This is a genomic window from Amycolatopsis sp. A1MSW2902 (genome assembly GCF_017312175.1).
GTDB lineage: Bacteria > Actinomycetota > Actinomycetes > Mycobacteriales > Pseudonocardiaceae > Amycolatopsis > Amycolatopsis nivea.
The window spans coordinates 6,398,427-6,410,981 of the sequence record NZ_QJPO01000001.1 but is presented as its reverse complement, the minus strand read 5'-3'; the positions used below and the strand labels follow the sequence as shown (position 1 = coordinate 6,410,981).

Annotated in this window: 15 protein-coding genes; 7 read left to right on the top strand and 8 right to left on the bottom strand. The window is 67.8% G+C overall.

The genetic code is table 11. From position 1 onward, the window contains the following. Positions 1 to 2: 2 nt before the first annotated feature. Together DMP23_RS29520 and DMP23_RS29515 are read left to right on the top strand one after the other, a co-directional pair. A complete protein-coding gene (locus DMP23_RS29520; protein WP_337823156.1) occupies positions 3 to 635 on the top strand; it encodes a TetR/AcrR family transcriptional regulator in 633 nt (210 codons plus the stop codon). Between the two features lie 141 nt (positions 636 to 776). Further along, complete coding sequence (locus tag DMP23_RS29515; RefSeq protein WP_037816110.1) at positions 777 to 1,313, top strand: DUF4232 domain-containing protein; 537 nt, start codon at positions 777 to 779, stop codon at positions 1,311 to 1,313. A gap of 11 nt (positions 1,314 to 1,324) precedes the next feature. Here the strand turns inward: DMP23_RS29515 and DMP23_RS29510 are convergent, their stop codons facing one another. The 7 genes from DMP23_RS29510 to DMP23_RS29480 all read right to left on the bottom strand — a co-directional run bounded on the left by DMP23_RS29510 (position 1,325) and on the right by DMP23_RS29480 (position 7,019). Next, a complete protein-coding gene (locus DMP23_RS29510; RefSeq protein WP_337823155.1) occupies positions 1,325 to 2,173 on the bottom strand; it encodes a helix-turn-helix domain-containing protein in 849 nt (282 codons plus the stop codon). A gap of 140 nt (positions 2,174 to 2,313) precedes the next feature. Further along, a complete protein-coding gene (locus tag DMP23_RS29505; RefSeq protein WP_037816108.1) occupies positions 2,314 to 2,553 on the bottom strand; it encodes a hypothetical protein in 240 nt (79 codons plus the stop codon). A 138-nt stretch (positions 2,554 to 2,691) separates the two neighbouring features. Further along, positions 2,692 to 2,820 carry a hypothetical protein gene (locus DMP23_RS29500; protein WP_337823154.1) on the bottom strand — a complete coding sequence of 43 codons (129 nt, stop codon included), beginning with the start codon at positions 2,818 to 2,820 and terminating at the stop codon, positions 2,692 to 2,694. Between the two features lie 161 nt (positions 2,821 to 2,981). Beyond that, positions 2,982 to 3,848, bottom strand: a complete 867-nt coding sequence (locus DMP23_RS29495; protein WP_275291736.1) for an aldehyde dehydrogenase family protein — start codon at positions 3,846 to 3,848, stop codon at positions 2,982 to 2,984. Continuing rightward, positions 3,841 to 5,274: an aldehyde dehydrogenase family protein gene (locus DMP23_RS29490; protein ID WP_337823153.1), complete on the bottom strand. Its 1,434-nt coding sequence runs from the start codon at positions 5,272 to 5,274 to the stop codon at positions 3,841 to 3,843. The genes DMP23_RS29495 and DMP23_RS29490 overlap by 8 nt, the downstream gene beginning before the upstream one ends. Before the next feature lies 1 nt (position 5,275). Then, positions 5,276 to 6,250, bottom strand: a complete 975-nt coding sequence (gene deoC / locus DMP23_RS29485) for a deoxyribose-phosphate aldolase (protein ID WP_037816104.1) — start codon at positions 6,248 to 6,250, stop codon at positions 5,276 to 5,278. A 136-nt stretch (positions 6,251 to 6,386) separates the two neighbouring features. Then, positions 6,387 to 7,019 (bottom strand): DUF1707 SHOCT-like domain-containing protein, encoded by a 633-nt coding sequence (locus DMP23_RS29480; protein ID WP_051172616.1) that lies wholly within the window; start codon positions 7,017 to 7,019, stop codon positions 6,387 to 6,389. Positions 7,020 to 7,124: 105 nt separating this feature from the next. Between DMP23_RS29480 and DMP23_RS29475 the strand changes: the two genes are divergently transcribed. Both DMP23_RS29475 and upp read left to right on the top strand, forming a co-directional pair. Continuing rightward, the gene (locus DMP23_RS29475) at positions 7,125 to 7,568 is read left to right on the top strand and encodes a protein-tyrosine phosphatase family protein (protein ID WP_134667553.1); all 444 of its coding nucleotides are present in this window, start codon (positions 7,125 to 7,127) and stop codon (positions 7,566 to 7,568) included. A gap of 627 nt (positions 7,569 to 8,195) precedes the next feature. Continuing rightward, on the top strand, positions 8,196 to 8,819 hold the full coding sequence (gene upp, locus DMP23_RS29470; protein WP_037816101.1) for a uracil phosphoribosyltransferase: 624 nt from the start codon (positions 8,196 to 8,198) through the stop codon (positions 8,817 to 8,819). On the opposite strand, the gene DMP23_RS29465 is transcribed toward upp, so the two are convergent. Then, the gene (locus DMP23_RS29465; RefSeq protein WP_043831805.1) at positions 8,812 to 9,402 is read right to left on the bottom strand and encodes a TetR/AcrR family transcriptional regulator; all 591 of its coding nucleotides are present in this window, start codon (positions 9,400 to 9,402) and stop codon (positions 8,812 to 8,814) included. The genes upp and DMP23_RS29465 overlap by 8 nt on opposite strands. Positions 9,403 to 9,497: 95 nt before the next feature. Between DMP23_RS29465 and DMP23_RS29460 the strand changes: the two genes are divergently transcribed. From DMP23_RS29460 to DMP23_RS29450, 3 genes are all read left to right on the top strand, one after another. After that, positions 9,498 to 9,899, top strand: coding sequence for a MerR family transcriptional regulator (locus tag DMP23_RS29460; protein WP_009072633.1), 402 nt, complete (start codon positions 9,498 to 9,500; stop codon positions 9,897 to 9,899). Continuing rightward, positions 9,896 to 10,876: an aldo/keto reductase gene (locus DMP23_RS29455; protein ID WP_337823152.1), complete on the top strand. Its 981-nt coding sequence runs from the start codon at positions 9,896 to 9,898 to the stop codon at positions 10,874 to 10,876. Before DMP23_RS29460 ends, DMP23_RS29455 begins: the two co-directional genes overlap by 4 nt. Positions 10,877 to 11,010: 134 nt before the next feature. After that, positions 11,011 to 12,555, top strand: coding sequence for an NAD(P)-binding domain-containing protein (locus tag DMP23_RS29450; protein WP_337823151.1), 1,545 nt, complete (start codon positions 11,011 to 11,013; stop codon positions 12,553 to 12,555).

Below are 12,555 nucleotides of genomic sequence, written 5' to 3'. Positions count from 1 at the left end.
GTATGAGTGCAGACCCCGAGACGCCGCTGCGGGCGGACGCGCAACGCAACCGCGACCAGATCATCGCCGCGGCTCGCGTCATCTTCGCCAGCCACGGTCCCGAGGTCCCGATGGAGGAGATCGCGCGCGCGGCCGGCGTCGGCGTCGGCACCCTCTACCGGCGCTTCCCGGATCGCGACGCGCTGATCCGCGCGGTGGCGGTGGACAATTTCGCGGGCGTGCTGGACAGCGCCCGGCGGCTGTCGGTGGAAGCGCCGACCGCGTGGGAAGCGTTGGTGCAGTTGCTGTATCACGGCGCGGAACTGCAGTTGTCGATGCAATTGGCCATGTTGTCGCAGCGAGCGCACGAAATTCTCAAGGACGACCCCGAGGTCGCGCACCTGCGCGAAGCGGTGCTGCTCGAGGTCGAAGGGCTGGTCGACCGGGCGCAGGTCGAGGGGACGCTGCGCAAGGACGTGGGCGCGGGAGACGTCGCGGTGCTGTTCGCCCGGCTGATCCGGCAGCTGCCCGCGCACCGGTTGAAATCGCCGGAGATGGCGACGGCCCGCAACATCGCGATCATGATCGACGGCCTGCGCGCCGGTCCGGCCACCACGCTGCCGGGGCGGCCGATCGACAAGGAAGACTTGCTCTGACCGCTTCTTCAGACGCGACGGGACGATCGGGGTTGCTCCGGCGGGGGTGATCTCACAACGGGCCATCGAGTCGCGGGCGGGGACGTCTTATCTCGTGAAAGCCGGTGCGGAGCCGCCGGAAAACGCGAGAGGGGACGAACAATGAAGAACATCCGCCGAATTGCCGTCGCAGTCGCCGTCGCCGGAGGCGCGGCCGCGGTCTTCGCCGGTACGGCCAGTGCCACGACCACGGAGTCGTCGGCGCTTCCGTGCACCGCGAACCAGTTCAGCACCAAGCTCGTCTACGGCGGGGCAGGCGCGGGCCAGCGCAACGCCGCGATGCAGTTCACCGCGAACCAGGGCGAGCGGTGTGTCCTTTCCGGCCGGGCTGACGTCGACCTGGTCGGCGCGCACAACGTCCTGGTCAACAACGAGGCGCCGGCCGACGCGCCGCCGGTGCTGATCGCGAACGGTTCGTCGGCGTACGTGCCGCTGCACTGGACCGCGATCGGCTCCGACGACGAGCAGCAGACGCCGAACGCGCTGACCATGACCGCCCCGGCCGCCTCCAACCCGCACGGCGACCCGATCGACCCGAACGTGACGGTGGACTGGACCTTCGGCGCGGTGGATGCCGGCGCCGACAGCCACACCATCGACGTCGGCGCGATGACGGCTGGCGAAGCGCCTGCGGTGTAAGGGATCCAGCGTCAGTCGGGCGGGGCTGCACGGGTGAGCGAATCGAGCACCCGCAGCAGCACCGCCCTGGCGGCGTCGCCCTCGGCCGCGACTGTCCACAGTAGATCCGCGACCTCGTGGTACGGGTCGACGTCGCTCGCGATGTGCTCGCCCTCGGGGGTTTCGACCATCGCGACGTCGTCGACGACCCAGAAGTCCGAGGTGACCGGGTAGGGCACGACGACGTCCGCGGGGATGATGCCGAAGCGGATGTTGGGGGTGCCGAGCAGTGCGAGCAGCTTGTGCACCTGCCCGATCATCACCTCGCGCGGCGCGTTCGGATAGCGCAGCGCCGCCTCGGAGGTGAGCAGTTCGATGGTCCGGCCGGGTTCGTAGAGGATCTGCTGGCGCTGCATCCGCGCCCGGACGGCTTCGGTGATGTCCTGTCCGCCGCCGTGGATCCGGGAGTGGGCGAGCAGCGTATGCCGCGCGTACTCCGGGGTTTGCAGTAATCCGGAGACAATTCGGAGATCTACCGCCCGAATTCGTAGCGCCCTGGCCTCTCGGGCAATGGATTCCTCTTGCCGGGCGCGGTGTCCGTCGCGGACTTTGTCTTTCCAGCTGGCGTGCGCGTCGCGGACCTCGACCAATTGCTCGCGCAGTTCCGCGGCCAGCTCCGGCGGCCCGCCGACGGCGGCGACCCAGGCGTCGAGGTCGTCGTCGCCGACGGTCTGCCTGCCGTTTTCGATCTTGCTGACCTTGGGCGCGTTCCAGCCGATGGCCCTGGCGAAGTCCTTTCCGGTCTCGTAGCCCGCGTCGACCCGGAGCCGGCGCAGGCGATCGCCAAGCTCTGCCCGGCGTTTCTCGAAACTGGTAGGCACTCGCCCTCGCTATCGCATGCGGAATTCCTCGAACCCGATGGCATCTTCCCACACCTGGGGTCGAGTTTCGAGAAATCCTGGGCGACTAGTGCGTCTGAATCGCCGGGCTGCCCTTGCCTCGTCTGCGCCGGTCGTCGTGCTCAGGCTTCCTGCGGGAAGAACTTGAGCAGGCCGGCGGGGATTTCGACGGCCGTCTCGGTGTCGGGCATGCCGCGTTCGTGCAGTTGCCGCAACGCCTGCTCGTCGGTGACCCGGTATCCCTGGACGACGTACGTGCCGCGGTTGGTGCGATAAGCGTTGGGGCAGTTGCCGCCCGCGCTGGTGGTGCCGAGGAACTCGAGGGCAAGTGCTTCTTCGGACTGGGCGGGATGCGGGGTCATGCGGAGTCCTCCTGACGTGCTGGCGGCGCCTGTACCGGACACGGGGTTGTCGAAATTTCCCCAATGGCACATGTTGGCAGAGAATTTCGCGAAAGGATAGAGTCGAGGCGCGAAATGTTGAGGTGCGGTGAGGCTCGTTCAGGCAAGTTCGACGAGCGTGTCGACGAGGTAGGAACGGGTGCCGGAGTAGACGTTGATCCGCGGCCCGCCGACCTCGTCCGGGCTGACGAGCACGCGTCCACGTCCGGTGAGGTCGATCGCGGACAAGCGCTGGCCGACGATTCGGCGAGTTCGAGAGTGTCGCGCAGCCACGGACTGGGCGCGCCCAACCTAAGTGCAAGCCTGCCCGCTGCGCAGTTTTTCGAATTGTCGCAGACAAAACCGCCGTTCCGGGGTAACCGGAACGGCGGTCTCGGTGAGCTCGAACGTCAGACGCCCATGGGGTGCCAGACGGTTTTCGCTTCCAGGTACCGACGCAGGCGGGACAGGTCGGGTTCGGCTGTCCAGTCTGGTTCGGCGTCAGGGACGGACAGGACGCGCTTCACCGTTCCGGCGGCTTCCTGGGCCAGGGTGACGCGGTCTTCGGGGGTGGCGCCGGTCGGGTCGAGGGCGTTGACGTCTCCGTGCGAGGCCAGCCAGGGGCCCAGTTCCGCGGCGTGGCCGGTGAGGATGTTCGCGACGCCGCCGGGGACGTCGGAGGTGGCCAGGACCTCGGACAGGGTGATGGCGGGCAGGGGACGGTCCGCGCTGGAGACCAGAACTGCTGTCGAGCCGGTCGCCAGGACGGGGGCCAGGACAGTCACCAGACCCAGCAGACTCGACTCTTGCGGCGCGAGGACGCCCACGACCCCGGTGGGTTCGGGCGTGGTGAAGGAGAAGTACGGCCCGGCGACCGGGTTGGCGGCGCCAAGGACCGAGGCGATCTTGTCGGTCCAGCCCGCGTACCAGACCCAGCGGTCGATGGCGGCGTCCACAAGGGACTCGGCCTTTTTCGCGGCGACGCCCTCACAAGCGGCTACCTCGGCGGCGAACTGGGCGCGGCGGCCCTCCATCACCTCGGCGACGCGGTAGAGCACCTGGCCGCGGTTGTATGCAGTTGCCGACGACCAACCGGGGAACGCCTTGCGGGCGGCGGACACCGCGTCGCGCAGGTCCTTGCGGGACGCGTGGGCCGCGTTGGCCAGGAAGGCGCCCTTGGCGTCGGTGACGGGGTAGACCCGGCCCGATTCCGAGCGCGGGAATTTGCCGCCGAGGTAAAGCTTGTAGGTTTTGGCGACGGAAATCCGGTCAGACATTGAGGTAGGCCTCCAAACCGGTGCGTCCGCCCTCGCGGCCGAAACCGGACTCCTGGTAGCCGCCGAACGGGGCGGCGGGGTCGAAGCGGTTGAACGTGTTGGCCCAGACAACGCCTGCCCGGAGCTGGTTCGCCATCCACAGAATGCGCGAACCCTTCTCGGTCCAGATGCCCGCGGACAGCCCGTACGGCGTGTTGTTCGCCTTCGCCACGGCCTCTTCTGGGGTGCGGAAGGTGAGAACCGACAGCACCGGGCCGAAGATCTCTTCGCGGGCGATCCGCATCGACTGGTGGACCTCGGAGAACACCGTCGGCGCGAAGAAGAACCCGCGGTCCGGCACCGGGCACGGGCTGGTCCAGCGCTGCGCGCCTTCCGCGTCGCCGGATTCGACGAGGCCGCGGATCTTCGCGAGCTGCTCGGCCGAGTTGATCGCGCCGAGGTCGGTGTTCTTGTCCAGCGGGTCGCCCAGCCGCAGCGTCGAGACGCGGTACCGGAGCTTCTCCAGCACCTCCTCGGCCACCGATTCCTGCACCAGCAGCCGCGAACCCGCGCAGCAGACGTGGCCCTGGTTGAAGAAGATCCCGTTGACGATCCCCTCCACCGCCTGGTCCAGCGGGGCGTCGTCGAACACGACGTTCGCCGCCTTGCCGCCGAGCTCCAGGGTCAGCTTCTTGCGGGTGCCCGCGACGGTGCGCTGGATCAGCTTGCCGACCTCGGTGGAGCCGGTGAACGCGATCTTGTCGACGTCCGGATGCTCCACAATGGACGCTCCGATGTCGCCGGCTCCCGGCAGGATGTTCACCACGCCCGGCGGCAGCTCGGCCTGCTGGCAGATCTCGGCGAACACCAGCGCGGTCAGCGGCGTGGTCTCGGCCGGCTTCAGCCCGACGGTGTTCCCGGTGGCCAGCGCGGGCGCGATCTTCCACGCCAGCATCAGCAGCGGGAAGTTCCACGGGATCACCTGGCCCGCGACGCCGAGCGGCTTCGGGTCCGGACCGTAGCCCGCGTAGCCGAGCTTGTCCGCCCAGCCCGCGTGGTAGAAGAAATGCGCGGCCGCGGTGGGCACGTCGGAATCGCGCGACTCCTTGATCGGCTTCCCGTTGTCCAGAGTCTCCAGCACCGCCAGCTCGCGCGAGCGTTCCTGGATCAGCCGCGCGATGCGGAACAGGTACTTCGCCCGCTCGGCGCCCGGCATTTTCGACCAGACCGACGTGTACGCCTTGCGCGCGGCCTTCACCGCGATGTCCACATCGGACTCCGACGCGGTGCCGACCTCGGCGAGGATCTCCTCGGTGGCCGGGTTGACCGTCTTGAGCGGCTCGCCGGAACCGTCGACGAACTCGCCGTTGATGAACGGCTTGTACTGCTCTTTCAGATTGGCCAGAGCGCGAGATTCCGGCGCGGGCGCGTATTCGAAGATGCCCATGTCAGTCCACCGTCACGTAGTCGGGGCCGCTGTAGTGGCCGTCCACCTGGGTGCGCCGCTGCAGCAGCAGGTCGTTGAGCAGGCTCGACGCGCCGAACCGGAACAGTTCCGGCGTGAGCCACTGCTCGCCCGCGACCTCGTGCACGGCGACGAGGTACTTGATCGCGTCCTTCGTCGTCCGGATCCCGCCCGCGGGCTTGACGCCGCGCAGTTCGCCGGTGCGCTCGTGCCAGTCGTGCACCGCCTGCAGCATCACGTGCGTGACCGGCAGCGTCGCGGCGGGCGACACCTTGCCGGTGGACGTCTTGATGAAGTCCCCGCCCGCCAGCAGCGCGAGCCAGGACGCGCGGCGGACGTTGTCGTACGTCGCCAGCTCGCCCGTTTCGAGGATCACCTTGAGGTGCGCCGAGCCGCAGGCCGCTTTCACGGCGCGGATCTCGTCGAACACCTCCAGATAGCGGCCCTCGAGGAATGCGCCGCGGTCGATCACCATGTCGACCTCGTCCGCGCCCGCCTCGACCGCGAGCCGGGTGTCGGCCAGCTTCACCTCGCGGCTCGTGCGGCCCGCCGGGAAACCGGTGGCGACACTCGCCACCCGCACGCCGCTGCCCGCGAGCGCTTCGACGGCTGTCTCCACCAGATCCGGATACACGCACACGGCCGCGACGCGCGGGCAGTCCTGCCGCTCGGGGTCCGGCCGCATCGCCTTGGCGGCGAGGCCGCGGACCTTGCCGCGCGTGTCCGCTCCTTCGAGCGTGGTCAGGTCGACCATCGACACCGCGGTGTCGATGGCCCACCGCTTGGCTTCCTTCTTGATGCTCCGGGTCGCGAGCCCCGCCGCGCGCTGCTCGACGCCGACCTGGTCGACACCGGGCAGCCCGTGCAGGAACCGCCGCAGGCTCGCTTCGTCGCGAGTGACGTCCGTCAGCGGCGACGGGGTTTCCGGCGCCGCTGCCGGGCTGGTGGTAGCTGTCATACCGCTGAGTGTAGGTGCGCGACAGCAGGCGCCGGAGCGCTCACCGGAATCTGTGGACAGCTGGTCACAGCCTCGCGGTTGTCCACAGCCGCGCGGCGCGGGCGACGGTTTTTGTCGGTGCTGTGTGCAGTCGGGTTCAGGATTCGATCTGCGGTGCGTTCAAGTCCTTGGCCGGCTTGCGGTACACGACGACGCCGCCCCAGAAGCCGAGGCCGTTGATCGTCACGGTCGGGGCGGTCGGCGGGGCAGGCGGGGCACCGGACTTGTCCTCCAGCATGAACGCGCCCATGAAGCCGATGCCGGTGACGTTCACGTTGATGTCGTCCGGGACGGTGATCTCGATCCCGCCCATGATCGCGACCGCGGTGATCGTGCACGATTTCTCGGCGAACCGGGCGCTGCGCAGGTCGATTTCGGCGCCGCCCCAGAACGCGAAGGTCGTGTGCTGCTGCGGCAGGACCCAGCTGCCCTTGCGCACGGCCCCGGACATCACGCCGATCGACACGGCGGAACCGGGATGCCCGCCGACGCGGTTGTCCGGCAGCCCGAGCGCGCGCGAAGGGACGGGCTGCAGCGAAGCCGACGCGGTGGGCGCGATCGCGGCGCTGCCCGGCAGGTCGGCGGTCACCGGTTTCAGGTCGGCGAACGTTTTCGCGGAGTAGACGCTGGAGAGCCGCTCTTCCAGCTCGTCGATCGTGATCCGGCCTTCGGACAGGGCCTGGTGCAGCACCTGCGCGACCTGCTCCCGATCAGCGTCCGACACGCGCATCTGGTCCGGGCCCGGCATGGCTGGATCTTCACTCACTTGGGAAAGCCTAGTCCTGTCGGGTCTGCGCCGGGTCCATCGAACGGTGGATAAGGGCATCATGGCGTGATGGATGCTGGGTTGACGGGGACTCTCGTGCTTCCGGACGGGGTTCGGTTGCGGGCGCGTGGGCTGGGGAAGCCGAAGCCGGAGGGGGCGGATCCGGAGTTCGGGTTGTATTTGGGGTCCCGGCGGATGCGGGCCAAGTACGACGCTTCGCTGAACTGGGAGCGGCGGTGGGTGTTGTGGCCGGACTTTTTGCTGCCGCGGGATCGGGAGGGGGCTCGGCGGGAGATCCTGGGGTTGCATGCCCGGGCGGTTGCCGGGGAGGCGGTCGAGGTGGCTTGTCTTGGCGGGGTTGGGCGGACCGGGACTGTGCTGGCTTGTTTGGTGACGTTGGGCGGGGTGGGGGCTGAGGAGGCGGTGGAGTGGGTTCGGCGGGAGCACCATCCTCGGGCGGTGGAGACGCCTTGGCAGCGGCGGTGGGTGGGGTGGTTTGCTGAGGCTCGGTAGTCGGGTGGGGCCTCGTCGCCTGGCGGCGACATTGGCCCGTCCTGGTTGCGTGGGGCACCCCGAAGTTTGATTGTGCTGACGGTTCGGGGGTGCTTGTCAAGGCGGGAAAGATGCCTTGACAAGCACCCCCGAACCGCAGGAGAGCTTCGTATCGGGGTGCGGGGGAGGTGTGGGTGCCTCGCTCGTTGGGTGCACCGGCTGCGGGGTGGGTTGGGTGCGTGGCTCGTTGGGTGCACTGCTGCGGGGAAGGGCCAGGTGTCTGGCTCGTCGGTGCGTCGGTGCGGCTGGGGTCCTCGGTGCTGGGTGCACCGGCTGCGGTTTGGGTGGGGTTAGCGCCCCAATGTGGCATTGGGTGCATCTGACGCACCGAACGCCACATTGGGTGCATCCGACGCACCCAATGCCACATTGGGGAAGCATCCCGGTGGCTGGGTTGGCGGGGCGGCCGTGAAGGGCTCCTTGAGGGAATCCAGGTCCGTGAAGGGGCCCCTCACCTCTGGAGCATGGTCGTGAGGGGAACCCTGCGGGAATCAGGGGATGCGAGGGTGGCCCTCACGACGTAATGGGGCCCACGAAGGTGCGGGGGAAAGAGTGGCGGGTCCGAAACGGGCGGCTAAGTTGTGCGCTATGGATGTGCAGGTAGTCGATCACCCGCTGGCCAAGGCTCGTCTCTCGACCATGCGGGACGCTCGGACTGACAGTGCTGCGTTCCGGGCCGCGCTGCATGAGTTGACTGTCATGCTCGTCTATGAAGCCATGCGGGACGCGCCGGTTCGTACTGAGCGCATTCATACTCCGGTCGCGCGCACTGACGCTTATCGGCTTGCCAGTCCGCCGTTGCTGGTTCCCGTGTTGCGGGCGGGGCTTGGCATGGCTGATCAGGCGCACAAGCTGATCCCGGACGCGCAGATGGGGTTCGTCGGGCTCGCTCGCGACGAGGAAACGCTCAAGCCGACCCCGTATCTCGAGTCGCTGCCTGAGTCGCTCTCGGATCGGCCGGTGTTGGTGCTTGATCCGATGCTCGCGACCGGTGGCTCGATGGAGTACACGATTCGTCTGCTGACCGATCGTGGTGCTACTGACGTCACCGCTATCTGTGCGCTTGCCGCGCCGGAAGGGTTGGCGCATCTGGAGCAGACTGGGCTGCCGCTGCGGGTGGTCACGTCGAGCATTGACGAGCGGCTCAACGATTCCGGGTTCATCGTGCCGGGGCTCGGCGATGCGGGGGACCGGCAGTACGGGGCTAGGTAAGCCAGCCGGAAGCGTTGGCGTGCAAGGCTTTCTCGTACGCGTCGGAAACGCTGAAGCCGTCCGGGAGGCGGCCGGACAGTTCCAAGGACACCAGGCCGTGCACGAAACCCCACAGGCTGACGGTGATCAGTTCCGGCGCGACGTCTTGGAACTGGCCGGACGACACCGCGGCGCGGACGACGCCCATTAGCGGGGCGAGGGTGGCTTGGGCGACCTCGTCTGCCTCGGCGTTGGGTTCGAAGCCTGGCACGGAGCGGCTGAACATGATCGCGTACAGGTGCGGGTCGGCTAGGGCGCTTTCGCGGTACGCGATGCCCAGCCGCACGAGGTCGGCTACTGCGTCGCCGGACAGGGGGACCTTCGCCAGGCGGGCGCCGAAGCGGCGGAAGCCTTCCACGTACAGCGCGTTCACCAGGTCCGGTTTGCTGCCGAACAGCGAGTACACCGCGGTGGTCGACGTGCCGGAGTCGGCGGCCAGTTTGCGCAGCGACAGGGCCTTGGGGCCGTCCGCGGAGATCAGTTCGCCTGCCCGGTCCAGGAGCTTCAGCCGGAGGGTTTCGTCATGGGTACGGGGGCGAGGCATGTACCCAGCGTAACGCAACAACGTTATAAAACGCGACCGTGACCGTCGTTTTAAGATTTGACCTGGAGTGCACTCCAGGTCGTACTGTCGAGCGCATGAGCTACTCGATAGCGGAAGCCGCACGACGTAGCGGCCTGTCGATCGACACCCTCAGGTACTACGAACGGATCAAGCTTCTCGAACCGCCCGCACGAGACTCGGCGGGGCGGCGCGCCTACTCCGACGAGGACCTGAACTGGCTCGGCTTCCTCACGAAGCTGCGGCTCACCGGGATGCCGATCAAGAGCATGCGCGAGTACGCCTCGCTGCGCAGGCACGGGGTGGCCAGCGCGGGACGGCGCAAGGCGATCCTCGTGGAGCAGCGGCAGTCGGTCGCCGACCGGATCGCCGAGCTGCAGGGTTGTCTCGACATTCTGGACTACAAGATCGCCAACTACGAGCAGATCGAGCGCAAGGCCTTCGGCGTCGCGCCCGAGATGGAGGGAATTTCCGCGTGATCGGTACGAGGAAGCTCGGCGCACTGGAGGTCGGGGCACAGGGGCTCGGCTGCATGGGGATGAGCTCGGCCTACGGCGTGCGCGACAACGACGGCGAGTCCGTCGCCACCGTGCACCGGGCGCTGGAACTGGGGGTGACCCTGCTCGACACGGCCAACGTGTACGGCGCGGGGGAGAACGAGAAGCTCGTCGGCAAGGCGATCGCGGACCGTCGCGACCAGGTGGTTCTCGCGACGAAGTTCGGCATCGTGCACACCGATCAGGGCATGACCGCACGCGGTGACGCCGCGTACGTGAAGCAGTGCTGCGACGAATCGCTGCAGCGGCTCGGGATCGACCACATCGACCTCTACTACCAGCATCGCGTCGACCCGAACGTCCCGATCGAGGAGACCTGGGGCGCGCTCGCCGAGCTGGTCCAGGCCGGGAAGATCCGGTTCGCCGGGATCTCCGAGGCGGGTGCGGACACGATCCGCCGGGCGCACGCGGTGCATCCGGTCACCGCGCTGCAGAGCGAGTGGTCGCTGTGGACGCGCGGCATCGAGGACGAAATTCTCGGCACCTGCCGGGAGCTGGGGATCGGAATCGTGCCGTTCTCGCCGCTGGGGCGCGGGTTCCTGACCGGTGCCGTCACCTCGGTACAGGAGCTGCCCGAGGGCGACATGCGGCGCGGCCTGCCGCGGTTCGCCGAGGACAACTTCGCGCGCAACATGGCGATTGTCGAGGCGCTGCGCGCGCTGGCCGCGGACAAGGGGGTCACCGCGGGGCAGCTGGCGCTCGCCTGGGTGCAGGCCAAGGGCCCCGACGTCGTGCCGATTCCGGGCACGAAGCGGCGGAAGTACCTGGAAGAGAACGTCGGCGCGGCCGAGCTGGAACTGTCCGAAGAGGACATCGCGGCCATCGAGAAGGCCGTTCCGCTCGAGGCGGTCGCCGGTGCGCGGTACCCGGAGGCGCTCGCGCGCGTCACCGGCAAGTAGCGGCTGAAGCCGGTGCCCCGCGACGGAGGCGGGGCACCGGTGTCCCGAAGACCGGGTACGTTCTGAGGGATTTCTGAGATCTTCCGACCACTCTGATCGCCGTCAGAATCAAGGCGACGCGGGAGGTCGGTTTCATGGCGGACGTGCTGGACTACCTGGTGGTCGGAGCCGGGCCGGCGGGATTGCAGCTCGGGCGGCAGCTGGGCGGGGCCGGGCGCAGCTACCTGGTCCTGGAGCGCGGGTCCGTGCCCGCCGCGTTCTTCACGCGCTTTCCCCGGCACCGCACGCTCATCTCGGTCAACAAGAAGTACACCGGATGGACCGACCCCGAGCTGAACCTCCGGGTCGACTGGAACTCGCTGCTCGACGACGGGCCGGACCCGCTCGTCTTCACCGACTACAGCGCGGAGATGTTCCCGCCCGCGGAAGCGTTCCTGCGCTACACCGCCGATTACGCGGCGAAACACGACGTCAAAATCCGGTACGACACCGAGGTTACGCGAATTTCGCGCGCGGACGACGTCTTCACGGTCACCGCGGCGGACGGGGAAACGTTCAGCGCGCGGCGGCTGATCATGGCGACCGGCGTGACCAAGCCGTACGTCCCGGACGTGCCGGGCATGGAACTGGTCGACCAGTACGCCGATTACGACACCGAGCCGGAGCAGTTCATCAACCAGCGAGTTCTCGTGCTGGGCAAGGGAAATTCCGCCTTCGAGACCGCTGACAGCATCAATGCTTACGCCGCGGTGCTGCACGTCGCGGGGCCGCGACCGGTGAAACTCGCTTGGCGCACGCACTTCGTCGGGCATCTCCGCGCGTACAACGCCGGCGTGCTCGACATGTACCAGCTGAAACTGCAGCACGCGATTCTCGACGGCGACGTCCGCGAGATCACCAAGGACGACGACGGCTACCACGTCAAATTCGCCTTCGCCCGCGCCAACGAACTGGTGAAGGAGATCCGTTACGACCGGGTCATCGCTGCCACCGGATTCCGGTTCGACGCCTCGATGTTCGACGAGGACTGCCGCCCGGAGATGACGATCAACAACCGGTTCCCAGCGCAGAGGTCGTCGTGGGAATCGGTGAACGTGCCGGGACTCTACTTCGCCGGGACGATCACCCAGGTCCGCGATTTCAAGAAAGCCACCAGCGCGTTCATTCACGGGTACCGCTACGGCGTCCGCGCGCTTTCCAAAGTGCTTGACGAGCGTTACCACGACACCGAATGGCCGAACACGGTGGTGGCCAACAAGACCAGCGAACTGGTCGACGCCGTCATCCGCCGGATCAACCGCACTTCCGCGCTGTACCAGCAGTTCGGCTTCCTCGCCGACGTCCTCGTGGTCGACGGCGACCAAGCCAGGTACTACGAGGAAGTCCCGGTCGATCGGTTCAAGGACACCCCGCTGGGCGAGAGTGCCAACGCGTTCGTGATCACTCTCGACTACGGGCCGGACCACGACAAGATCGACCCGTTCGATTTCACCGTCACCCGCGCGAGCCAGGACGTCGCGAACGATTCCGGCGAAGGGCATTACCTGCATCCGATCGTCCGGCATTACCAGGGCGGCGAATTGGTCGCGACCCACCACGTCACCGAGAACCTCGAAAACGAGTGGAACCGCCCGGTGCACGTGGACGCGTTGGCGGCCTTCTTCACCAAGCAGCTCTGA

What these genes read in the sequence shown, in the direction of transcription:
- DMP23_RS29515 (WP_037816110.1), top strand. Translation starts at nt 777, where the DNA reads ATGAAGAACATCCGCCGAATTGCCGTCGCAGTCGCCGTCGCCGGAGGC.
- DMP23_RS29460 (WP_009072633.1), top strand. Translation starts at nt 9,498, where the DNA reads ATGAGCTACTCGATAGCGGAAGCCGCACGACGTAGCGGCCTGTCGATC.
- DMP23_RS29505 (WP_037816108.1), bottom strand. Translation starts at nt 2,553, where the DNA reads ATGACCCCGCATCCCGCCCAGTCCGAAGAAGCACTTGCCCTCGAGTTC.
- DMP23_RS29490 (WP_337823153.1), bottom strand. Translation starts at nt 5,274, where the DNA reads ATGGGCATCTTCGAATACGCGCCCGCGCCGGAATCTCGCGCTCTGGCC.
- DMP23_RS29480 (WP_051172616.1), bottom strand. Translation starts at nt 7,019, where the DNA reads ATGCGCGTGTCGGACGCTGATCGGGAGCAGGTCGCGCAGGTGCTGCAC.
- DMP23_RS29475 (WP_134667553.1), top strand. Translation starts at nt 7,125, where the DNA reads ATGGATGCTGGGTTGACGGGGACTCTCGTGCTTCCGGACGGGGTTCGG.
- upp (WP_037816101.1), top strand. Translation starts at nt 8,196, where the DNA reads ATGGATGTGCAGGTAGTCGATCACCCGCTGGCCAAGGCTCGTCTCTCG.
- deoC (WP_037816104.1), bottom strand. Translation starts at nt 6,250, where the DNA reads ATGACAGCTACCACCAGCCCGGCAGCGGCGCCGGAAACCCCGTCGCCG.
- DMP23_RS29495 (WP_275291736.1), bottom strand. Translation starts at nt 3,848, where the DNA reads ATGTCTGACCGGATTTCCGTCGCCAAAACCTACAAGCTTTACCTCGGC.
- DMP23_RS29520 (WP_337823156.1), top strand. Translation starts at nt 3, where the DNA reads ATGAGTGCAGACCCCGAGACGCCGCTGCGGGCGGACGCGCAACGCAAC.
- DMP23_RS29450 (WP_337823151.1), top strand. Translation starts at nt 11,011, where the DNA reads ATGGCGGACGTGCTGGACTACCTGGTGGTCGGAGCCGGGCCGGCGGGA.
- DMP23_RS29465 (WP_043831805.1), bottom strand. Translation starts at nt 9,402, where the DNA reads ATGCCTCGCCCCCGTACCCATGACGAAACCCTCCGGCTGAAGCTCCTG.